18 protein-coding genes and 2 tRNA genes are annotated in these 22352 nt (G+C 67.3%); 9 read left to right on the top strand and 11 right to left on the bottom strand.

Annotated features, from left to right (window positions below; genetic code table 11):
- Positions 1 to 29 precede the first annotated feature (29 nt).
- A complete protein-coding gene (locus tag ASE96_RS03150) occupies positions 30 to 455 on the top strand; it encodes a hypothetical protein (protein WP_056425790.1) in 426 nt (141 codons plus the stop codon).
- Between the two features lie 59 nt (positions 456 to 514).
- Here the strand turns inward: ASE96_RS03150 and ASE96_RS03145 are convergent, their stop codons facing one another.
- A complete protein-coding gene (locus ASE96_RS03145) occupies positions 515 to 1225 on the bottom strand; it encodes a hypothetical protein (protein ID WP_235500087.1) in 711 nt (236 codons plus the stop codon).
- A 135-nt stretch (positions 1226 to 1360) separates the two neighbouring features.
- Positions 1361 to 2263 (bottom strand): diacylglycerol/lipid kinase family protein, encoded by a 903-nt coding sequence (locus ASE96_RS03140; RefSeq protein WP_056425787.1) that lies wholly within the window; start codon positions 2261 to 2263, stop codon positions 1361 to 1363.
- Positions 2264 to 2388: 125 nt separating this feature from the next.
- On the opposite strand from ASE96_RS03140, the gene ASE96_RS03135 reads away from it, so the two are divergent.
- The 4 genes from ASE96_RS03135 (at position 2389) to ASE96_RS03120 (ending at position 5577) form a co-directional block, all read left to right on the top strand.
- Positions 2389 to 3360 carry a J domain-containing protein gene (locus tag ASE96_RS03135; protein ID WP_056425784.1) on the top strand — a complete coding sequence of 324 codons (972 nt, stop codon included), beginning with the start codon at positions 2389 to 2391 and terminating at the stop codon, positions 3358 to 3360.
- Between the two features lie 21 nt (positions 3361 to 3381).
- The gene (locus tag ASE96_RS03130; protein ID WP_056425780.1) at positions 3382 to 3849 is read left to right on the top strand and encodes a tRNA (cytidine(34)-2'-O)-methyltransferase; all 468 of its coding nucleotides are present in this window, start codon (positions 3382 to 3384) and stop codon (positions 3847 to 3849) included.
- A gap of 230 nt (positions 3850 to 4079) precedes the next feature.
- A complete protein-coding gene (gene sigK, locus ASE96_RS03125) occupies positions 4080 to 4685 on the top strand; it encodes an ECF RNA polymerase sigma factor SigK (RefSeq protein ID WP_056425775.1) in 606 nt (201 codons plus the stop codon).
- A gap of 10 nt (positions 4686 to 4695) precedes the next feature.
- Complete coding sequence (locus ASE96_RS03120) at positions 4696 to 5577, top strand: anti-sigma factor (RefSeq protein WP_056426637.1); 882 nt, start codon at positions 4696 to 4698, stop codon at positions 5575 to 5577.
- Positions 5578 to 5666: 89 nt separating this feature from the next.
- Here ASE96_RS03120 and ASE96_RS03115 read toward each other — a convergent pair whose 3' ends face one another.
- From ASE96_RS03115 to ASE96_RS03095, 5 genes are all read right to left on the bottom strand, one after another.
- The gene (locus ASE96_RS03115) at positions 5667 to 6191 is read right to left on the bottom strand and encodes a gluconokinase (protein ID WP_056425772.1); all 525 of its coding nucleotides are present in this window, start codon (positions 6189 to 6191) and stop codon (positions 5667 to 5669) included.
- A 73-nt stretch (positions 6192 to 6264) separates the two neighbouring features.
- Positions 6265 to 7044, bottom strand: a complete 780-nt coding sequence (locus ASE96_RS03110; protein ID WP_056425769.1) for a PIG-L deacetylase family protein — start codon at positions 7042 to 7044, stop codon at positions 6265 to 6267.
- A gap of 4 nt (positions 7045 to 7048) precedes the next feature.
- Complete coding sequence (locus ASE96_RS03105) at positions 7049 to 8002, bottom strand: electron transfer flavoprotein subunit alpha/FixB family protein (RefSeq protein WP_056425766.1); 954 nt, start codon at positions 8000 to 8002, stop codon at positions 7049 to 7051.
- 14 nt (positions 8003 to 8016) lie between these two features.
- Positions 8017 to 8817: an electron transfer flavoprotein subunit beta/FixA family protein gene (locus tag ASE96_RS03100; protein ID WP_056425763.1), complete on the bottom strand. Its 801-nt coding sequence runs from the start codon at positions 8815 to 8817 to the stop codon at positions 8017 to 8019.
- 334 nt (positions 8818 to 9151) lie between these two features.
- Positions 9152 to 10858: a S1C family serine protease gene (locus tag ASE96_RS03095; RefSeq protein WP_056425760.1), complete on the bottom strand. Its 1707-nt coding sequence runs from the start codon at positions 10856 to 10858 to the stop codon at positions 9152 to 9154.
- 308 nt (positions 10859 to 11166) lie between these two features.
- Between ASE96_RS03095 and ASE96_RS03090 the strand changes: the two genes are divergently transcribed.
- The 3 genes from ASE96_RS03090 (at position 11167) to ASE96_RS03080 (ending at position 15688) form a co-directional block, all read left to right on the top strand.
- Positions 11167 to 13197: a TPM domain-containing protein gene (locus ASE96_RS03090; protein WP_200912973.1), complete on the top strand. Its 2031-nt coding sequence runs from the start codon at positions 11167 to 11169 to the stop codon at positions 13195 to 13197.
- Between the two features lie 141 nt (positions 13198 to 13338).
- Entirely contained in the window at positions 13339 to 14124 is a 786-nt protein-coding gene (locus ASE96_RS03085; protein WP_056425754.1) for a PspA/IM30 family protein, read from the top strand.
- Between the two features lie 124 nt (positions 14125 to 14248).
- Positions 14249 to 15688 (top strand): cryptochrome/photolyase family protein, encoded by a 1440-nt coding sequence (locus ASE96_RS03080; protein WP_056425749.1) that lies wholly within the window; start codon positions 14249 to 14251, stop codon positions 15686 to 15688.
- Between the two features lie 124 nt (positions 15689 to 15812).
- On the opposite strand, the gene ASE96_RS03075 is transcribed toward ASE96_RS03080, so the two are convergent.
- The 4 genes from ASE96_RS03075 to ASE96_RS03060 all read right to left on the bottom strand — a co-directional run bounded on the left by ASE96_RS03075 (position 15813) and on the right by ASE96_RS03060 (position 20615).
- Positions 15813 to 15886: transfer RNA gene (locus ASE96_RS03075), tRNA-Met, on the bottom strand.
- A gap of 133 nt (positions 15887 to 16019) precedes the next feature.
- A tRNA-Met gene (locus ASE96_RS03070) sits at positions 16020 to 16093 on the bottom strand.
- A gap of 199 nt (positions 16094 to 16292) precedes the next feature.
- Complete coding sequence (locus ASE96_RS03065) at positions 16293 to 19295, bottom strand: UPF0182 family membrane protein (RefSeq protein WP_200912972.1); 3003 nt, start codon at positions 19293 to 19295, stop codon at positions 16293 to 16295.
- A gap of 171 nt (positions 19296 to 19466) precedes the next feature.
- Positions 19467 to 20615, bottom strand: a complete 1149-nt coding sequence (locus tag ASE96_RS03060) for a YlbL family protein (protein ID WP_056425745.1) — start codon at positions 20613 to 20615, stop codon at positions 19467 to 19469.
- Between the two features lie 236 nt (positions 20616 to 20851).
- Here ASE96_RS03060 and ASE96_RS03055 point away from each other — a divergent pair, with 236 nt between their 5' ends.
- Positions 20852 to 22351 carry a zinc-dependent metalloprotease gene (locus tag ASE96_RS03055; protein ID WP_056425742.1) on the top strand — a complete coding sequence of 500 codons (1500 nt, stop codon included), beginning with the start codon at positions 20852 to 20854 and terminating at the stop codon, positions 22349 to 22351.
- The last annotated feature ends 1 nt before the right edge of the window (position 22352 follow it).

Raw genomic sequence — 22352 nt, 5'->3', positions numbered from 1 at the left:
CAAGTCATCCACTTTTAGAAGGAGTCGTGATGAAATCCTCTGCATCCATCGCCGCGCCCGCCCGCCCACTGGCCGCGGCTCCCGAGCGGCAGGCCTTCCTGCTGCTCCGGACGGTGTTCACCGTTGCGCCGATAGTCTTCGGCCTCGACAAGTTCACGAACCTGCTCACCGACTGGACCATGTACCTGGCTCCCGTGGTCACCGATGTTGTGCCGGTGCCTGCCCAGACCATCATGTACATCGTTGGCGTCGTGGAGATCGCCGCCGGCCTGGCGGTTGCGCTGAAACCGCGCTTCGGCTCGCTGCTCGTGGCGGTGTGGCTCCTCGGAATCATCGTCAACCTGATCGTCCTGGGCGACTTCTACGACGTCGCCCTGCGGGACTTCGGACTGCTAGTCGGGGCGCTGGCGCTGAACCGGCTTTCGCCAAAGCTCTCGACCACGCGTCGGGACTGACGGGTTCCGCCCCCGACCCCGGGCCGGGTCGCAACCGGCAGCACTTCCCGACGGAGGACTCAGGCCGACGGCGGAACGACGGCGATCCGCGCTTCGGCGTCGGCCCGTGCCGCAGCCAGCGTCCGGGCGTCGGGGCACGAAACGGACAGGTACACAGAGGAGCCCGCTTTGCTGAACAACCGGGCGTAGATAGCGGTGGCCCTGGCGCCGGCCCGCTCCCCGCCCGTTATCACCAGCACCTCGACGCGCGGAGCGGGCTCGCCGGGCTCGCCACCCCAGCGCAGTGTCGCCGGCTTTAGATACCCGGGAAGGATGCTGGCATCCAGGTACTGGAAGAGCGCCTCGGTGGACGCCCTGTCGTTCCCGGTGACGGCGAGGGCTGACTGGTTCGTCCGTACCTTTGCCGATGCCACACAGCCGTCCTCTTTGACGTACCGGTTCGCGCCGGCCACGTTCTCCCCGCCGGGCTTCCATCCCCGCACCTCCCGCAACCCGTCGGACAGCTGGATGGGCACGCCGGCCGCCAGCGTTTCTCCGGCAGTGAAGGGCATGTCCTTCGCGGCGACGGCAGCGGCGTCATATCCGGGTGTGACGGTGGGGGTGGCGAGGGTCGGAGTCGCTGGTACCGCCTTGGGCGCTGCGGGGTCCGGAATGCCGACGCTGCAGCCGGCCAGCGCCGTCGCCACTGCGAGCGCCAGGAATGCGCGGCTCCCCCGGCGCACAGACCGCGCGCGGTGCGAACCGGCCCCTGCGGCCGCCGTCGCCGTCATCTCTGCTTCCCGCCTGCTTCCCATGCCTTGCCCCGATTCCGCTACGCCGGTTCGTTTTCCCGCCCGAGCCTCCGCACGATTCTAGACTCCCCCGGATCCGCGCCGCGGACGGCCCGTCCGGAGTCCCGCCCGCGGCTACGCCAGAACGCGGATCGCCCCGGGAACCACTTCGATGGTGAGGGGCAGCGGGCCGATCCGCTCCCCGTCGGCGTAGGCCACCACGTTGTCGGCGGACAGCTCCACTTTGCGGACCCGCCGGATGTGCACGGCCGGATGCCCGAGGTGGCCGCCGGAAAAGACCCTCGGAAAGACCTTCAGCAGGCCCGTCCGGGAGAGCGGGCCGACGATGAATAGGTCCAGGTAGCCGTCGTCGAGCACCGCGTCGGGCGTGACCTTCATTCCGCCGCCAATCGATTGCCCGTTGGCGACGGAGATCAGCATGGCGCCCTGCCGCCAGGTCCCGCCGTCGGCCGTGACGGTGTAGTTGATGGCCCGGAACGAGGCGAGTTCGCGGAGCATTGCCAGGTGGTAGCGCGCTTTGCCGCGGGGCCACCGCCAGGCGTTGGCCCGTTCATTGACGGCCGCGTCGAACCCGGCGGACACCACACCGGCGAACCAGCGGGACGTCCGGTCGGAGGACGCCCGTCCCGCGTCGATCATTCGCCCGCCGGTGGCCAGGGCGGCGAGCACGGCCGCACAGGCGCCGGGGATGTCGTGGGCCGGCACCTCCAGTGCGCGCGCCATGTCGTTTCCGGTGCCTGTGGGGACGATCCCCAGCGGGACCGCACCGAAGGGCATGCCCGATCCGGCCAGCGCATTGACGCCGAGGTGGACCATGCCGTCACCGCCCACCATCACGAGGGCATCCACGCCGGAGGCCAGCGCCTTTTCCACGGACGCCGCCAGCGCATCGTAGCTGTCCTCACACAGGAGCAGGACGTCGGCCCCGGCGGCCCGGAAGTACGCGGCTACTTCGTTGCCGGCATGCAACCCGCGGCCAAAGGATGCCCGCGGGTTGACGGCAACGGCGATGTTCATGCGCTGAATTATGCCAGCCGTCGGGAACCTTCCGTGCCGGTACGCTCGTTCTCCCCCTAGCCGGTTAAACTGGCCAGGCCGGACGTCCAGGATGGGCTGGCACCATCGACGCAAAGGATTCTTGCTTGACGCAGGGCAACAGCTCGCATTACCAGGTCCTTCGGATCCCCGTGACGGCGACGGACAAGGAAATCAAAGTGGCCTACCGCAAGGCCGCCCGCACCGCGCACCCTGACCACGGCGGGGACCCGGCCGCTTTCCGGCGCGTCACCCTCGCCTACGAGACGCTGATCGACGCCAAGAGCCGGGCCGACTACGACCGTTCCTACGGCAGCGGCACTGACTTTTCCAGCCGCACCGCCCCGGCCGAGGAAGGTGCCCACTTCGACGCACCGGCCGCTGGCAGCCGGGCCTCCGCGCATGTCCGCCGGCCCAACACACCGCGCAACACCGCCGCGGACGCCCCGGTCTACGTCCCGTCCTTCGAGGAGGTGGCTGCCGGCGGCGGAGTGCCGCTGATCCCACGGGACCTGGCGGGCCTGCAGGTCCACGGGCTGCCCCGCAAGCGGGGCATCTTCGGCGCGGAGGCAAGGATCCAGCGGGAAATGCGCACCGTGCAGCTCATCAGCCGCCAGGTGCTCCCCGCCATCCCGGCCGCCCGGCTCATCAACGGGCTGCAGTCCCCGGCGGACAACAGCCACATCGACCACGTGGTGCTCTCCGGCTACCGCATGGCGGTCATCGGCTCCATGCTGCTGCCGCCCGGCGCCTACGCCTGGAACGGCAGTGCCCTGACCCACGGCGGACGGTCCATCGCCCCTCCCCAGCTCGCCCACGTGGTGCGCCGGATGCAGGACATCTTTCCGGAGCTCAACGTCACCGGCTGGACCGTGGTCCACAGCACCGATGGCAACCTGCACGAACCGGTGATCGACCGGCACCGCCGCCCCCCGGGCCGGGACGACGGCCACGAAACCGTCCAGGTGGTCAACGCCGCCGGGCTGGCCCGCGGACTCAAGCAGTTCCTGAGTTCCGGCCCGGCCCCCAACACTGTCATCGTCCCCGTGCTCGCCCGGCTGCTGCGCGGGATGCACTAACAGGCTCGCTAGGATGGGACGGTGTTCCGCATCCTCTTCCACTCCCCAGAAATCCCCGGCAATACGGGCAACGCGATACGGCTGGCCGCCATCACGGGCGCGGAGCTGCATCTGGTCGAGCCTTTGGGCTTCGATTTCTCCGACGCGAAGCTGCGCCGGGCCGGCCTCGACTACCACGACCTCGCCGTCGTGACCGTCCATCAGGACATCGACGCCGCCTGGGCTGCCCTCGCCCCGGATCGTGTCTTCGCCTTCACCTCCGACGGCGAGGCTTCCTACACGGACATCAGCTACCGGCCCGGCGACGTTCTGATGTTCGGCCGGGAATCCGTGGGCCTGTCCGAGGAACTCAAGCATGACCCCCATGTCACCTCCCGCGTCCGGCTGCCGATGCTGCCTTCCCTGCGGTCGCTGAATCTTGCGAACGCAGCCTCGATCGCGGTCTACGAGGCCTGGCGCCAGAACGGATTCACCGGCGCCAAGCTGTAGCTGCCGCAACTTTTCCCGGGCCCCGCCCATCCGGTTCCACCGCTGTTCCGAATCACTTGTGAAGCCCAATCACACTGATGGGCCCCGGGAGCGGGGAAGGGAGCGAGGAGCGGCAGGTGACAGCATTGCAGGCGTACAGGCGCCCCGTCCGGCGGGTTGCGGGCGGCCACACCGCGGGTGACGCCCTTCATGACCCGCGATCGGCGGCGGGCACCTTATGCTTGAAGGTGATGGACACTCCCAACGCCCCGAACCCCGAGGCCGCCGCTCCCCCGGGCACGTCAGTCGATGTGAACCGCAGGCTCGGCGGATTGCTGGAACAGATTGCCCGCGGCGACCAGGCAGCCTTCGCAGAGTTCTACGAACTCACGTCCCGGCGTGTCTTCGGCATGGCGCGGCGGGTGCTGATCGACGTCGAACTCAGCGAGGACACCACCCAGGAGGTCTTCCTCCAGGTCTGGCAGAACGCCGCCAAGTTCAATCCCGAGGCCGGGAGCCCGCTCGCGTGGCTGATGACCATCTCCCACCGCAGGGCCGTGGACAAGGTCCGCTCCTCCCAGTCGTCCACCGACCGGGAAGCGAAGTACGGCGCCAGCAGCCAGGACATAGACCATGATTCAGTCTCCGACGAGGTCGGCAGCCGACTAGAAGCCGAGGCTGTGGTCCGCTGTCTGGAGACGCTGACCGATACACAACAGGAGTCCGTGCGGCTCGCCTACTACGGCGGCCTCACCTATCGGGAAGTCGCAGAGAAACTCAATGCTGCGGTGCCCACCATCAAGTCCCGCATCCGCGACGGACTAATCCGGCTGAAGACCTGCCTGGGGGTGAGTTGAGATGACCGACATGAACGCACATAACAACGGCCGTGTCCCCTCCGGCTTTGCCGCCGATATCGCCACCGACCTTGCCGCCGGCCGCGCGGCCGACCTTGCCGAGCTGTACGCCCTGAACGCCGTGGACGACGCCGAGCGTGCCGCCATCGAGGGATACCTCGCCTCGGCTCCGCAGACCGAGCGCGCCGCCTTTGACGAGCGCGTCCGGCAGGCCCGGGAGACGCTGGCCACGAGCTTCACCGCCGAGGAGGAACCCCCGGTCGGACTACTGGACCGGATCATGGCATCCCTTCCCGCCCAGGCCCCGGCCGCTGTGGCCGGCACGCTCCCGGAACAGAACCCGACGGCGGTACCTCCAGTCGTGGCCCGGCCCGTCCGGGAAGCACCAGAGCTCTCCGTCACCGACGAACTCGGCGCCGCCCGCAAGCGCCGGGAGGAACGGCGCCGGCCGCAGGGCATGCGCAACTGGCTCGTCGGCGTCGCTGCCGCCGCCCTCATCGCCGTGGGCGGAGTCGGCGTCGGCGCCTACGTGGCCAACCAGAACGATCCACTGAACCAGGTGCTGCAGGCCGGCGATGTGCGCCAGGCGACAGTCGATGTCACCGGCGGCGGCACGGCCACCGTGTCCGTCTCGCCTTCGAAGGACGCAATCGTCGTCAAGATGAACGACGTCCCGGCGCCTCCGCCCGGCAAGGTGTACCAGATGTGGCTTATTCCGAAGGACGGCTCGGCACCGGTCTCCCAGGGCCTGATGGACGCGGAAGCGCTGTCCAAGCCGGCTGTTGTCAAGGGCATCAGCACCGCAGCAGCGCTCGGCATTACGGTGGAACCGACCGGTGGCTCGACGTCGCCGACCATGCCCACCGTGGCTGCCGCCCCCTTGGGCGCCTAAAACCGGAACCGGCAAAACCGCGGGCGCAGCACCTTCTGAAGGTGCGGCGCCCGCGGTTTTTTGTCCCGCTGCGGCCAGGGTCCCCGCGGTTAGTGCCGGACGGCGTCGAGGTGGAGCCGGTCAATGATCTCCTGCGCTTCGTCCGCCGGCGCGGAACTGACGCTCAGGGTGATGGCGTTCTCCTCAGGAGTGGGGGCCTCGAGCGCCTCAAACTGGGATTCGAGCAGGGCCGGGGGCATGAAGTGCCCGTGACGGGATGCCAGCCGGTCCGAGATCCGGTCCCTGCTGCCGTCGAGGAAGACGAACACCACCCCCTCGCCGCGCAGGACATCCCGGTAGCGCTTCTTCAGCGCGGAGCAGGTGACGACGCCGGGCGTGCCGGCTTCGGTGTGCTGGCGGATCCATCCGGCGATGCTTTCCAGCCAGGGCCAGCGGTCCTCGTCGGTCAGGGGCCGGCCGGCCTGCATCTTCGCCACGTTGGATGCCGGGTGCAAATCATCGCCCTCCGCGAAATCCCAGCCCAGCCGGCCGGCCAGCAGGCCCGCCACGGTTGACTTCCCGGATCCCGAGACTCCCATGATCACGAGCACGGGGCGCTGTGCAGTCTTCGTCACTGAAGCCGCCTTCCTCAATTAAATATGATTTAAACAGAGTCCAGCTTATGGGAGAGGACCGGCAGGGGCAACACTAAAAGCCGGCGATGGTCCCCGCGCCGTTGACTTCCACGACGTGGAAGGCCTCGGCACTGCGGCCCGCCGGCAGCCCGCCGCGCTCCGCGGTCCGGACCATCAGTCCGCGGACCGTACGGTCCATGGCCTCGATGTCGGGGTGTTGGCTGACATGGATATGGATGGCAGCGAGTTTGCCCTCGACGTGGTCCGTGACGTCGACGAAGTGGTTCTCGCGTTCCTCCGGCCCGGCGAAGAGCCACAGCCAGGGCAGCTTGTAGGCCTCCAGCCCTGCCTCGGCCAGCTCCGGGTACGCGAACGGGTTCTCCAGCGCCGGATACACCGCCCGGGTCACGGCCTCCCCCACCGCCAGATGGTCGGGGTGGCTCTTCTGGATCCGGTTCCAGTTCCGTTCGGGGTGCATGGAGAGCACGACGTCGGGCCGGAGTTGCCGGATCAGCCGCACGACTTCGCGGATCACCCCGTGCGAGGGTTCGAGGTAGCCGTCGCGTTCATGCAGGTAGTGGATGTCGGTGACCCCGACGAGGGCGGCCGCACGGCGCTGTTCCTCGTTCCGCAGCCGGACCATCTCATCCCGTTGCGCGGGGTCGAAGCCGCCGGCGTCTCCGTCCGTCATGATGCAGTAGCTGACGTGAACGCCGGCGGCGGTCCAGGCGGCGATCGTGCCGGCGGCACCGAAGTCGACGTCGTCCGGGTGGGCAGTGAAACAAAGCACCCGCTCGACCCGGTGGTGTTCCGGATCGAACGGGCTTTGCGCCTGCGTGGCGAAGGTGTTCAAGGACTCAGCCCCGGCGCTTCTTGATTTCCTCGGTGGCCTGCGGCAGGACCTGGAAAAGATCCCCCACGATACCGAAGTCGGCGATTTCGAAAACGGGAGACTCGGCATCCTTGTTCACGGCCACGATCACCTTGGCGGTCTGCATGCCGGACTTCTGCTGGATGGCCCCCGAGATGCCCGCCGAGATGTACAGCTGGGGCGAAACGGTCTTGCCGGTCTGGCCGATCTGGGCGTCATGCCCGATCCAGCCGGCGTCCGTCGCGGCGCGGGAAGCGCCGATGGCTGCTCCGAGGGCATCGGCAAGGTCTTCCACCGGGCCGAAGTTGCCGTCGACTCCTCGCCCGCCTGCCACAACGATCCGCGCCTCGGCGAGGTCCGGGCGGCCGCTGGCGGCCTTGTCGCTGCGGGCGGTGATCCGTGCCGACGCCGCGGTGGCGGTCTCCGGCACTGCCACCGTGACCGTCGCCGGCGCCGTGCCGGTGACGGCCGGTTCCGGAGTGACGCTGTTGGACTTGACGGTCAGGACCGCGACGGGAGTGGTGGCCCTCGCCGTGGTGAGGTAGGAACCGGCCAGCACGGACTTGTGCGCGGTGCCGTCCGGATCCACGGCAACGACGTCGGTGATGACGCCGGCACCGAGCTTGATGCCCAGTCTCGCCGCGGTTTCCTTGGCCTCCGTCGAGTTCTCGGTCAGGACCACCGTGGCCTCCGCGGTCTGCACCGCGGCGGCAAGATAGGACGCTTTGGGGCCCACGAGGTAATCGTCGAGGTCCGCCGCGGAGGGCCGGTACAGCGTTTGAACGCCGTAGGCCGCCAGGGTGGCCGCGACGTCGTCGTGCAGTTCGCCGTTGAACGCGACCGCAGGCTCGCCCAGGGACCGGGCAATGGTGAGCAGCTCCAGGCTGGCCTTTTTCAGCGCCTGGCCCGGGTTGTCAATGAATACCAGTACTTTTGCCATGTCTGCGGATCCCCTTAGAGCAGCTTCTGGGCGGCCAGGAAGTCAACCAGCTTGATGCCGGCGTCGCCCTCGTCGGTGATGATGGTGCCGGCGGTGCGCGCCGGGCGTGCCTCGGCGGAATCGACGGCGGTCCAGGAACCGGAGCGTCCCACGTGCGCGGGGTCGACGCCGATGTCGGCAAGGGTCAGCGTGGTGATGGTCTTCTTCTTGGCCGCCATGATGCCCTTGAAGTTCGGGTACCGGGGGTCATTGATCTGGTCCGTGACCGAGACGAGGGCCGGCAGCGTCGCCTCGATGGTGTCGGCGTGGAGGTCGCCGTCGCGGCGGGCGGTGAGTTTGGCGCCGTCGAGCTCCAGGGAGGCCGCGAAGGTGACCTGGGGCAGGTCCAGGCGCTCAGCAAGCTGGGCGGGGACCAGGGAGGTCTCGCCGTCGGTGGAGGCCATGCCGGTGAGGATGAGGTCGGCGGGGATGTCCGCACCAAGGTGGCGGATGGCCGCGGCCAGGGCCAGCGAGGTGGCGGCAGCATCGGATCCGGCCAGTGCGTCGTCGCTGAGGTGGACGCCTTCGCTGGCGCCGATCTGGAGGGACTTCTTCACCGCGTTGACAGCACCGGCGGGACCCATGCTCAGGGCGATGACCTTGTTGCCGGCAGCCTCTCCGCCGCGGGCCTCAATCAGCTGGAGTGCGGCCTCCAGGGCGTACTCGTCCAGTTCGGACAGGATGCTCTCGGAACGGTCCGTCGTGTTGCCCTCGCCCGTGAGGTGTCGGTCGAACTGAGCGTCAGGGACGTGCTTGACCAGCACGATGATCTTCAATGTCTCTTCCACTGTGTTTGCAGCAGCCTTCCATGCGGGTGGACAGCCAGCCGGGTGGGGTCGTGGCCACGGAACGCCCGGCGTGCCGGGGTGCTCTTAGCTAACCATATCGGCGGTCCCCGGCGCGGCTTGGGTTAAGGCCTGTGTCACCGCCGGGCAGTGCACGGCATGGCGCTGTACGGCACAGCAAAGGCCCGCCAGCACGGCGAAGGCCGGGCAACACCTGATGGTGCTGCCCGGCCCCGGGCGGGATCGCTGTGTGTTGCTGCCGCCAGCTCTGCTGTTACTGCCAGTCCTGCTTTACTGCCGGTCCTGTTTTACTGCCAGTTTTGCTTTACTGCTCGGCGGCCGTGCCAAGGGTCACGTCGAGCTGCTTCTCCTCGCCGCCGCGGATGACGGTGACCTTGACGGAGGCTCCGGCAGGCTGCTCGCGCACGGCGGCCGTCAGCTGGTTCGGATCGCTGATGGTGAGGTCCTGGAACTTCGTCACGACGTCGCCGACCTTGACGCCGGCCTTGTCCGCGGCGGAGCCGGGCTCAACGGTGGCGACCTCGGCCCCGACGCTGAAGCCGGACGCCGAAGTGCTGGCGGTCTTCTGCTTCACACTCACGCCGAACTGGCCGTGCGTGGCCTTGCCGGTGGTGATGATCTCCTGGGCGACCCGCTTGGCGTGGTTGATCGGGATGCTGAAACCGACACCGATGTTGCCGCTGCTCGACGTTTCGCCGCCGGCCGAGGCGATGGCGACATTCACGCCGATGATCTCACCCTTGGTGTTGACCAGGGCACCGCCGGAGTTGCCGGGGTTGATCGCGGCATCCGTCTGGATCACGTTGATCGAGATGCTTCCCTGGTCAGCGGTGGTTTGGCCCTGCCCGCCGTCCGGCGGTGCGAACTGGAAGCCTTGGTCATCGCCCTGTGAGTTGTCCGCCCCTTCCTTGGGCGCGGCCGAGGAGGCAACGCTGATGGTGCGGTTCAGGGTGGACACGATGCCGTCGGTGACGGTCCCCGTGAGGCCGAGGGGCGAGCCGATCGCGACGGCGGTATCGCCGACGTTCAGCTTGCCGGAATCTCCCAGGACCGCCGGCACCAGTCCGGAGCCGTCCTTGATTTTCACTACCGCGAGGTCGGAGAGCGGATCAGTGCCCACAATCGTGGCGCTGTAGACCTTGCCATCACTCATGCGAACTTCGATGGTGGCGTTCGCGGCCGTGCCGTCCAGTGTGACGACGTGGGTGTTGGTGAGGACATGGCCTTCACCGTCGAGAATGATGCCGGAGCCCGTGCCGCCCTCGCTGCCGTTTGAGGCCTTGATGGTCACGACGCTGGGTGTCGCCTTCACCGCCGCCGCGGTGATGGCGTTTACTTCCTCCTGGTTGTTCACGATGACGGGTCCGGCGTGGCTGCTGTTGCTGGATCCGGTGGACGTGAAGGGCCGGTCGCCCATCAGCTGCGTGGTTCCTGCGACCACGCCGCCGCCGACGAGGCCAGCGGCAAGAATGCTGGCCACGAGCGTCGGGACACCGAAGGCGGCCTTGCGCTTCGGGGCGTGGGCCGGGTCGGAGGCGTACGGGGAACCGGACGGACCGCCAAAACTGCCGTGCTGTACCTGGTTGAAAGGGGGCTGGCCGTGCTGGAAGGTCCCCTGCTGGGTGCTGCCCGGGTGGGGCTGTCCAAAAGCGGAGTTGTTTGTTGCCTGGCCGTATCCCGGGGTGTGCTGCGGGTGCGGCTGGCCCGGCGTGCTGCCCTGGTGGGCGTACTCCTGCGGCGGGGCACCGAACTGCTGCGTCTCCGGCGTCGAGGGGCGGCCGTACGACGGCTGGTGCTGCGGGTAGACCGGCTGGGGCGGGTTGCCCGCGGCCCGGTCCAGCCGGAGGGTCGGATTTTCCGGGAGGCTGTCCTGGGAAGGATTGTCCTGGAACGAGTTGTCCTGGGGTGAGTCCGGCGCGGGGGCAGCCTGCGGGCGTCCGGATGCGCCCTCGTTCGGCGTGGCCGGCTCCCGGTTCTCTGGTGACGCGCCCTGCGCTGGGTTCTCAGTCATAAGACTTCCTTTCATCCGTGTCTTCATTAACTATGGACGATCTCACTGATACTAGAGCGCACGTTTGCTGAGAGGTTGCTGAACGTTAGGACACAGCGAAGTTCCGGCCTGTCCCGACCGTACTGTCACTGGTTGAGCGCTTTTCGCTGGTGGCATATTCCCGTTGGTGGACGGTCAATTGGGTGCACCATAGAATCAAATGGAATTGCCACAGCGACCTGCGGCTTTACATCTGCGTGGGGGCGCTGCTGCATTCTGTGACGACCGGTTCGGCCCGAACCGGTCGCAGAAGTGCTGAAGGGTTGCACATGCGGTCTACCTATAAACGTCTCCTCGCCGTCCTCGGCGTCGTCGGACTGCTGGCGCTTCCCGCCGCTCCGGCCCTCGCCGAGGATCCGGTGACTCTTGACCCCGTCACCAAGATTGTTGACTCCGCCGGCGTCCTCGGCGACCGGACGGGCGAGGTCGAGCAGGCCATCAAGCAACTCGGCGCCGACCACGCGATGACCTACCACGTGGTCTACGTGAAGAAATTCGAAAACCCCACCGACCGTTATGCCTGGGCTGCTGAAGTGGCGGACAAGGCAAGCCTCGGTGCCAACGCCATGCTCCTAACCGTCGCCACGGACACGCGGCAGTACCTGCTGAGCAAGCCCGCCAACAGCAAAATCACGGACGCCCAGCGCGACACCATCGTGAAAAGCGCGGTCGACCCGAACCTGCGCGACGGGGACTACGCCGGGGCCGCCATCGATAGCGCCGCAGCGATCGGTGACGCCGCCGGGGGCGGCAAGGGCACTGTCCCGTCTGAAGGTGGCGCTGGCAACGCCGTGCTCGTCGGAGTCGGAGTGGTCGCCGCCGGCGGCGCGGGAGCTTACCTCTACCTCCGCAACCGCCGGAAGAAGGCCGCCGCGGGCGCTGGCCACGGCCCGCAGGGCGCCGAGCTGGATCCGCTCGCAGGGCTCACGGTCGAGGAGTTGCGCCGCAAGAGCGGCTCCCTGCTGATCGAGGCCGACGACGCCATCAAGTCCAGCGAGCAGGAGCTGGGCTTCGCGCAGGCGCAGTACGGCGACGCCGCCGTCGGGAACTTCACGAAGGCCTTGGAGGACGCCAAGGGCCACATGTCCGAGTCCTTCAAGCTGCAGCAGCAGCTCGATGACCACATACCTGACACCGAAGAGCAGCAGCGGACCTGGCTCGGCGAGATCATCCGCCGTTCCGAGGCCGCGCTCGCCTCCCTTCAGGAGCAGAAGGCCGACTTCGATTCGCTCCGCGAGCTTGAGAAGAATGCTCCGAAGGCGCTTGCCGCGGTCAGTGCCGGCGCGAGCGAAGCGGAAGCCAAAATCGCCAGCGCCGAGCAGTCGCTCGACGACTTGCGGGCCAAGTACGCGGAAAGTGCGCTGGTGCAGGTGGGCGACAACATCAACCAGGCCAAGGAACGGCTCGCCTTCGTGCAGAACGCCTCCGTCACGGCCCAGGAGAAGCTCAGCGCCGGCGAAGGCAGCCTCGCCGCCGTCGCTGTCCGGGCTGCGGAAGAGAGCCTGCACCAGACCAACGTGCTGATCGGCGCCATCGCGAAGGTCGCCGGAACCCTTGACGAGGCTCGCAGCAGCCTTGAGTCCGCCGTCGTCGACACCGCCCAGGACCTGGCCCAGGCCAAGGCACTGGTCCAGTCCGGGGCGCACCCTGAGCTGACCGGACCGGTGGCCGCCGTGGAAGCCTCACTGGCGCGGGTCAAAGCCGAAATCCAGGGCGGGAAGATCGATCCGATCGCCACCTTGGAGCGCGTCGAGACGGCGCACCAGTCGCTGGATGCGGCCCTCTCCGGCATCCGGGACCAGCAGGATCAGGCCCGGCGTGCGCAGGCTTCGCTGCAGCAGAGCATCATGTCCGCACAGGCGCAGATCAGCGCCACTTCGGACTACATCACGGCCCGCCGCGGCGGCGTGGGCACCGAGGCCCGGACCCGGCTGGCTGAAGCCCAGCGGAACCTGGACTACGCGCTGTCCATCTCCCGCACCGATCCGGTCACCGCCCTGCAGTACGCCCAGCAGGCCCACGCGCTGGCGGCGCAGGCCGCGCAGCTGGCCCAGTCTGACGTAGACCACTTCGGCGGATATGCCAACCAGGGCTACGGGCGCGGCGGGATGTTCGGCGGCGGCGGAGGCGGCGGCCTGGGCGGTGCCATCCTTGGCGGCATCCTCATCAACTCCATCCTGCACGGCGGCGGGGGCGGCGGCGGCTGGGGCGGCGGCGGGGATTCCGGCGGCGGCTGGGGCGGCGGCGGAGATTCCGGCGGCGGCTGGGGCGGGGACTTCGGCGGCGGCGGCGACTTCTAGCAAAGCCCCTGCCTGGCACGCGGGCCAAGCCCATTCAGACTAGGCGCCGGCGGGGACGCTCCCGCGGGCGGATGGAAGAAGTACATTTTCACTGTTCACCGAATTCAGTGGGAACCACTGAGCAGGACGAAAGGTATCACCATGAAGCAGTCCATTTTCGGCCGCATGGCGCAGCTGGCGAAGGCCAACATCAACTCGCTGCTGGACCAGGCGGAGGACCCGCAGAAGATGCTGGACCAGATGGTCCGGGACTACACCAACAACATCGCCGAGGCCGAGTCCGCAGTGGCGCAGACCATCGGCAACCTGCGCATGCTTCAGGACGACTACAACGAAGACGTCAAGAACGCCCAGGATTGGGGCCGCAAAGCCCTCGCCGCGTCCCGCAAGGCCGACGAGTACCGGTCCAAGGGTGACGTTACCGACGCGGAGAAGTTCGACAACCTTGCCAAAGTGGCCCTGCAGCGCCAGATGTCCGCGGAGAACGAGGCCAAGGCCGCCGAGCCGAGCATCGCCTCGCAAACCGAGGTGGTCGACAAGCTCAAGCACGGCCTGGACCAGATGAAGGGCAAGCTCAACGAGCTCACCAGCAAGCGCAACGAGCTGGTGGCACGGTCCAAGACCGCCGCGGCCCAGTCCCAGGTCCACGATGCCCTCAAGAGCATCGACTTCATGGATCCCACGTCCGAGGTGGGCCGCTTCGAAGAGAAGATCCGCCGCGAAGAAGCGAAGGTCCGCGGCCAGCAGGAACTTGCCGCGTCCAGCCTGGACGCACAGTTCAACTCGCTGGAGGACCTCGGCGAACAGACCGAGATCGAGGCACGGCTCGCCGCGCTGAAGTCCGGCGGCTCCCCCGCGGCCATTGGCGCCGGCGAGGGCCGGCCAGCCGGATCAACCGTCGACGAAGCCGACTTCGACAAGCTTTAGGCCATCCCCCGGCGCGTTTCCGCCGGACGTGAGGTGCCGGATCTGAAGAGGCCGGGCCCGGAACCGTCGACAGGCGGTGACGGGGCCCGGCCTCTGCCGTGCCTGCCACGTGTACCGTGGATCCATGTCTTCGGGAACCCAATCTTCGACCCTTGTCTGGCTTCGCGACGATCTTCGGCTGGATGACAACCCGGCCCTGAGCGAAGCGGCCTCGCTGGGACGGCCGCTGACCGTGGTTTATGTCCTCGACGAGTCCTCCCCCGGCGTGCGGCCACTTGGCGGCGCCACAAAATGGTGGCTGCACCATTCGCTGACGGACCTCGCCGCCGGGCTGGAGGCGGCGGGCTCACGCCTGCTCCTGCGCCGTGGACCGGCTGCGGGCATTATCCGGGACCTTGCCCGGGAAACGGGAGCCTCAACGCTGCTCTGGAACCGCCGCTACGGAGGTCCGGAACGCGAGGTGGACGCCGGCATCAAGTCCTGGGCCGCGGAAGAGGGCCTCACGGCTGCCAGCTTCCAGGCGAACCTGATGTTTGAGCCGTGGACCGTGCGCACCGGCGCAGGCGGGCCCTACAAGGTCTTCACGCCCTTCTGGCGGGCCTGCATGGATGCTCCGGAGCCCCGGGTCCCCTTGGACGCCCCGGACGGCCTCCCGGCCCCGGCTGTGGGCGCGGATGGCGGGCTCCCGGCCGGCGATGCCCTTGAGGGCTGGGGCCTGCTCCCCCGCCGGCCGGACTGGAGCGCCGGCCTTGCCGAAACCTGGCAGCCCGGGGAAGCCGGCGCCCGGGAGCGGTTGGAGGACTTCCTCGACGGCCCGGCAGAAAAATACGGCACCGGCCGGGACACCCCGGGCGTCGAGGGCACCAGCCGGCTCTCCGCGCATCTGCGGTTCGGCGAGATCAGCCCCTTCCGGATCTGGCATGCGCTGCGCGAACGCTACGGGCACGCGGCACCGGCCGACGTCGGGATCTTCCGCTCCGAACTCGGCTGGCGGGAGTTCTGCTGGCAGCTGCTCTACGAGAATCCGGAACTGGCCACCCGCAACTACCGTCCCGAGTTTGACCGCTTCGCCTGGCAGACGCCTTCCGAGGCCGAACTGACAGCCTGGCAGCAGGGCCGGACCGGATATCCCCTCGTGGACGCAGGTAGGCGCCAGCTCTGGCAGACCGGTTGGATGCACAACAGGGTCCGCATGGCCGCCGCGAGCTTCCTGGTCAAGAACCTGCTGGCCGACTGGAGGCTGGGCGAGGCCTGGTTCTGGGACACGCTGGTGGACGCCGACTCCGCGAGCAACCCGGCGAACTGGCAGTGGGTGGCCGGATCCGGCGCCGACGCCTCGCCGTACTTCCGGATCTTCAACCCGGTCACCCAGAGCAAGAAGTTCGACGCCGCGGCCCGCTACCTGCGCGCATACCTCCCGGAGCTGTCCGGCCTGGACGACAAGGCGATCCACGAACCGTGGAAGGCGGACGGCCGGGCGTCCGGCTATCCGGACCCGGTGGTCGGGCTGCCCGAGTCACGGGCCCGGGCGCTGGAGACCTACCAGCGGCTCAAAGACGGCTAGCGGGCTGCGCCCGCCGGACAATGGCCGGGCGAGGCACCGAACCCCGAGTTAGGGGACGGCGTCCGCCGGTGGCAGCAAGAAAGGCCCGGATCAACAGATCCGGGCCTTTCTTTTTCTTCTTCAGTTGCGGGGACAGGATTTGAACCTGTGACCTCTGGGTTATGAGCCCAGCGAGCTACCGAACTGCTCCACCCCGCGTCGCTTGATCAACACTACCCTACTTTTCGTGCCGCCCGAACCACCGTCCTGCGGACGGCACCGGGGTACCCGTCGCGGACTTAAAGCAGAAGGTCCGCAATGCTGTCTCCAGCATTCCGGACCTTCTCTTCAGTTGCGGGGACAGGATTTGAACCTGTGACCTCTGGGTTATGAGCCCAGCGAGCTACCGAACTGCTCCACCCCGCGTCGCAAGATCAACTCTACCTGCCGGTGAACTTAGGGCCAAATCGAGGTGGCGTGATGTGCGTCTCCCGGCGCCGGGGTGGCTGGTCCTCCGCGGATGGGAAAGTGGGATGGCAAAGGTGAAGGCCGGGTTCCCGCTCCACTGGAGCGGGAACCCGGCCTTCGACCGTGACTCAGCTAGCCGTGCAGCCTAAGCCGTGCATCAGCTGCTCGGCGTCGGCGACGGGGTGGGCGCCGGAGTGGCCGCCGGAGTGCCTGCCGGACCCGGCGTCGCCGCGATCTTGGCTTCGGCGTCAATGGCCCGTTGCAGTGCCGCGGAGAGCTTCTTCTGCTCCTCACCGTAGGCGGCGAAGTCGCCCTTCGCGAGGGCCTCCTGGCCGGCCCGGATGGCGGCGTTGGCGTCCGCCAGGGCCGCTTTCAGCTCCGCCTTGGCGTCGGTGCTGCCTGGAGCGGACGGGGTACCGCCCGGCGTCGTGGGCGAAGCGGGCGTCTTGCCGTTGTTGGCCGAGTCGCCGGCACTGGCCCCCGACTCACCGCCGAACAGCTGGTTCAGGGCCTCATCCAGGGTCGGGGCGAACCCGATCTTGTCACCAAACGCCACCAAGACTCGCTGCAGCGTCGGGTAGGACGTTTCGCCTGTTGAGCGCAGGTAGACAGGCTGGACGTACGCCATGCCGCCACCGACCGGCAGGGTCAGCAGGTTGCCGTTGAGCACCGCCGATGCACCCTGGCGCAGCAGGTTCAGCGCCTGGGAAACGGTGGGGTCGGAGTTGAATTTGTTCTGCGCCTGGCCGGGGCCGGGGACGTTGGTTTCCGGCGGGATCTGCAGGAGCCTAAGCTGCCCGTAGCTCTCCGCCTTGACGCCCTTCTCTTTGCCTGCATCGGAGTCCGCGGCCAGGAAGCCGTAGAGCACGTTGCGGGCGTTGCCGTTGACCACCTGCGGAATGAAGGACGATGTCAGCTGGAAAGCCGGCTTGTCCTGGTCAGGCATCTTCAGGGACATGTAGTACGGGGGCTGCTTGACGTCGCCCTGGACGGTCGGATCGTTCGGGACGCTCCAGGCATCATTGTTGGTGTAGAAGTTGTCCGGCTGGGTGACGTGGTAGCGGCCCAGGAGTTCCCGCTGGACCTTGAACAGGTCCTCCGGGTAGCGGACGTGGCTCATCAGCGCTCCGGACATTTCCGAGAACGGCTTCAGCGAGGACGGGAAGATGTTCTGCCACGCCTTCAGCACCGGGTCCTGGTCGTCCCAAGCATAGAGTGTCACTTTTCCGTCGTAGGCGTCCACAGTGGCTTTGACCGAGTTGCGGATGTAGTTGACGGAGGTGTTCGGCAACGAAGCCGTGCGGCCCGCGGTTGTCTGCGAGTCAGCGGTGGCTTCGGAAAGCTGCTCCTGCTGGGAGTACGGGTAGTACGAGCTGGTGGTGTAGCCGTCCACGATCCACTTCACGCGGCCGTCAACGACGGCCGGGTAGGCGTTGCCGTCCACGGTCAGGTAGGGGGCGACCTTTTCGACGCGTTCGCGGGGATTGCGGTCGTAGAGGATCTGGGATTCGGCGTTCACGCCGTCAGAGAGCAGCATGTCCGAGGACTGGAACTTGATGGCGTAAAGGACCTTGTTGAAGAAGTTGCCGACGTTCGGGCCGCCGTCGCCGGTGAAGGTGTACTGCGTTTCGCCGCCGCCTTCCTTGGCAGCCGGCCGGTCCTGCTCGCGGTTCGGGGCGCCGTCGGGGGCGCCGACAATCGAGTAGTCCGGCGAGTTTTCACCGAAGTAGACCCGGGGCTGGTAGCTCGAGTCATCACCCAGCACACCGGTGGACGGGATTCCGGCCTGCAGGAACTCGGGCTTGCCGTCGACGGTGAACTTGTTGCCCTTGGCCGCGACGACGCCATAACCGTGGGTGTAGACAACGTGGCGGTTCAGCCAGGACTGCTGGTTGGCGCTGAGCCCGTCCGGGTTGAGCTCGCGCACCGCAATGACGGTGTCCTGGATCTTCCCGTCAATCTCGTAGCGGTCCACGTTCAGGGCGCTGGGGAACTGGTAGTAGGGGCGGTACTGCTCCAGCTGGGAGAACGCGTCCGAGATCAGGTTGGGGTCCAGCAGCCGGATGTTGGCCGTGGTCTGCGCGTCGGGGGCCAGGGCGCCCGTGGTGGCGTTGGTGGTGGCGTTGTACACCGTCTCCTGGATCTTATCCAGGCCGTAGGCCGACCGGGTCATGTTGATATTGCGCTCGATGAACTGCTTCTCGAGCGTCTGCTCCGAGGGCCGGACCTGGAACTGCTGGATCACCCAGGGGTAAACGCCGCCGGCCAGGATCGAGGTGATAACGAGCATGGCGGTGCCGATGACGGGCAGCCGCCACTTGCCGATCACGGCAGCGACGATGAACAGCACGGCGACGAGGACTGCGGCGACGGCCAGGATGGATTTGGTGGGGATGACCGCGTTGACGTCCGTGTACAGGGCCCCGGCCCAGCGGCCGCCGCTGTTCTGCACCGAGGCGTAGCGGTCCAGCCAGAAGTTGGCGCCCAGCAGGAGCAGGAAAGCCGCACCGCACACGGCAAGATGGATCTGCGCCGCACGGCTGGTGAAGATGCCGCGTTCCATGATCCTGATACTGCCGTAAAGGTAGTGCGTCAGGATGCCCGCGATGCCGGCGATGATCGTGACGCTGATCAGGAAGCCGGTGACGAAGCCCAGGAACGGCAGGGTCATCAGGTAGAAGCTGATGTCGAGCCCGAACAGCGGATCGTTCTGGCCGAAGGGTTCCTGGTTGAAGAACAGGAGCACCTTCTGCCATTGGCTGGCCGCGGCGCTTCCGGCGAACAGGCCGAAGAGGATGGGCAGGCCGATCATGACGACGCGGCGGACCGGTTCAAGCTGGACCTGGTAGCGGTTCAGGTTGTCGCGGATGTCCGAGTCCGGCGCGTACACAGGGCGTGCGTGGTAAGCGATCCGGATGGCGAAGAAGACCGCCGCGAACATCAGGGCGAACCCGGCCAGGAAAATGACGATCCGTGCCAGGTTCTCGGTCAGGAAGACTTCGAAGAAGCCCAGCTGCTGGTACCAGAGGACGTCCGTCCAGACATTGGCGAAGAAGATGAAGCCGACCACAATCAAGGCCACGACAATCAACGTCGGCGTCAGTGCGCTTCGTCGTTGCGGGGGTCTTCCGGGCGGGACAGTGCTGGCGGGACGGGACAAACTCGGTACCTCATAGCTGGTCGTCAGTTACTGGTTTTTAGTTGTATATGCGGTGCTTCGATGCCGTAGCCCAAGGACCCCGCATCGAAGCAGCCGCCGGCACCTGCCGCCAGGGCGGCGAAGCCGTCATATGTGCCACGTATGGCAGCGGATCTTAGTTCCGCGGCCAGTCTAGTTGCTGGAGCAAACCGGAAGTCCCGATGTGTCGGCCCCTGACGCGGCCAGTTCTACTGCTTTTCGAGCTTCGGCAAGGTTCTCGACCCGAACCACCTGCAGTCCGTCCGGGATATTCCCGACCACTTCGTCGCAGTTTGCGGCCGGGGCAAGGAACAGGGTGGCTCCGCCGGACCGCGCGCCGTGCATCTTCTGGCTGATGCCGCCGATCGGGCCCACGGCGCCGTCGGGGGTGATGGTTCCGGTTCCCGCGATATGCTCGCCGCCGGTCAGATCGCCGGGTGTCACGGTGTCCACGATGCCCAGGGCGAACATCATTCCCGCGCTGGGACCGCCGACTTTTTCGAGGGAGATCTTGACGTCGAAGGGGAACTTGAACTTGTACTGCAGGAGGACTCCGAGGATGAACCGTCCGGCCGGATTCTTCGACGGCGTGATGCTGGCCGTCACATTTTTGCCGGCACGCTCGACGACGACATCCACCGGGGCGCCGTTTCCGGCCGCCAGTTCAGCTTGGACGACGCTCAGCGCTGACGCCGGCTTGCCGTTGACGGACACCAACACGTCGTCTTCCTGAAGTTTCCCGGCAGACGCGGAACCCTCCGGGATACCCGCGACCTGCATTTTCTGCTCAAACGCGATGCCCAGTTCCTTGAGGGCAGACGCCACGGCGTTCTCCTGCGAGGTGGTCATCGCGACGGCGCTTTCCTGCTGGGACTGTTCCTTCGTCACACCCGTGGGGAAAACGAGTTCCTCCGGATAGACGGCCTTGGCGCCGTTAAGCCAGGCCGTGAACGCCTCAAAGACCGTCACCGGACCGTTGGGGCCGCCGTCGACGTAGACGGTGGTGAGGTCCAGGTTGCCCTCCGCCGGAAACGACTCATGGCCGGTGACACTGATGACCGGCTTGCCGTTATCCGTGCCCAGGGTATTAAAGGTGGGGCCGGGTGATTCCACGACGTACGGGACAGGCAGGGTCAACGCGGTGACACCAAGCACCAGTGCGAGCAGCCCCGACACAAACATGGCGGATGAGCGCTTGTCCCGCTTCCCCCCGGAACGTGGTCCGGCGAGGCGGGCCCGTCGGCCCGGCGACCGGCCGGCTGCGGGGTCGCTGGCGGGCTGTTCGCCCTGCGTAATCGTCAATGAAGGACCTCTCCGTGCCGGCGCCCGGGGACCCTGCGGACCCACTGGTCAGCGCACCGCCTCCGCCGCTTTCGCCGCGGCTGCCGCCTGCAAATATTCCAGTCTCTAACACTACGCGCTCCCCTCCCCGCCGGGCTCTTTGCCGACAGCGAACGTGGCCGGGTTTCAGCAGACAGCCCGCTGGCAGCGGGGTACCGTGAACGTGAGAAGTAGCCACACCGACGATCGGCGGGATCATGACCTCCAACCCACTTAATCCGTCCAATGGCGACGAGGAACCCAAGGATCCGCTGGCGGAAATGTTGAAGAACCTGATGGGCGGCCAGGGTATGGGAAACATTGACCCTGCGGAACTGGCGAAGGCCGCGGGGCTTCCGGATGACCCGAACCTCCTCGCCCAGATGTTCTCCCAGGTGCAGGCTATGATGAGCGCCCCTTCAGAGGGTCCCGTCAACTGGCAACTGGCGCACGAGAACGCCCGGCGCGTGGCCGCGAGCGGCTCGGACCCGTCCGTCACGGCGCAGCAGTCCCGCGAAGTGGATGAGGCCCTCAGGCTCGCCGAACTGTGGCTTGACCAGGTCACTGGCCTGCCGGCCACCGGTCTGATCGGCCGGGCCTGGTCCCGGGCCGAGTGGGTTGAAGAAACGCTCGGCACCTGGAAGCGCCTGACCGAGCCCGTGGCCAACAGCATCGCCAATGCGCTGTCCGCCGCCATGACCGAGCAGATGCCCGAAGAGATGAAGTCCATGATGGGCGGAGCCTCGTCGATGCTGCAGAACATGGGAGGCGCGATCTTCGGCATGCAGCTGGGCCAGGCCATCGGCGCGTTGTCGGCAGAGGTGGTCAGTTCCACCGATATCGGCGTCCCGCTCGCCGACCTCGAAATGGCGCTGCTGCCCTCCAACGTGGCCAAGTTCGGCGAAGGCCTCAGCCTGCCGGAGAACGACATCCGGCTGTTCCTGGCCGTCCGGGAAGCAGCGCACGCCCGGCTGTTCGTCCAGGTTCCCTGGCTGCGGGGGCACCTCCTCGGCGCGATCGAAGCGTATGCCCGCGGCATCCATATCGACACGTCGAAGATCGAGGAGCTCGCCCGCGAACTGGATCCGAGCAACCCTGAGGGCATCCAGGAGGCCTTGTCGCAGGGTGTCTTCATGCCGCAGCGCACGCCCGCCCAGGATCAGGCGCTTGAGAAGCTTGAAACCGCTCTGGCACTTGTGGAGGGCTGGGTCGATGAACTGAGCTGGGCCGCCACCGAAAAGATGCTGCCCTCGGCTGCGGCCCTGCGCGAGACGGTGCGCCGCCGCCGCGCCACCGGCGGACCGGCCGAACACGCTTTCTCCTCCCTTGTGGGACTGGAGCTGCGGCCGCGGCGGCTGCGGGAGGCCGCCGCCCTGTGGGCCTCACTCAAGGTCGAACGCGGTGTTGATGGCCGCGACGCTATCTGGCAGCACCCTGATCTGCTGCCGACCGCCGAAGATCTGGAGGACCCGAAGGGGTTCAGCGAACGCCGGAAACTGGCCGAGGCCAGCGACTCCGAAGTTGACGATGCGCTGCAGAAGCTGCTGAGTGGCGGATTCGACGTGCCGGAGGATGCGGAGACTGCCGGGGACGACACCGCGGAGCCTGGCGAAACACACCAGGCTGAACAAGCGGAACACGACGAACAAGACGGTGAACCGGGAACGGATGACGCTTCCGGCGAGGGCGAGGGCGAAGGCGAGGGCCCGAAAGCCTAGC

The sequence above is a fragment of the Arthrobacter sp. Leaf69 genome (assembly GCF_001422645.1).
Lineage (GTDB): Bacteria > Actinomycetota > Actinomycetes > Actinomycetales > Micrococcaceae > Arthrobacter.
Note: the sequence above shows the minus strand (reverse complement) of the source record. Positions and strands in the feature narration are given on the sequence as shown.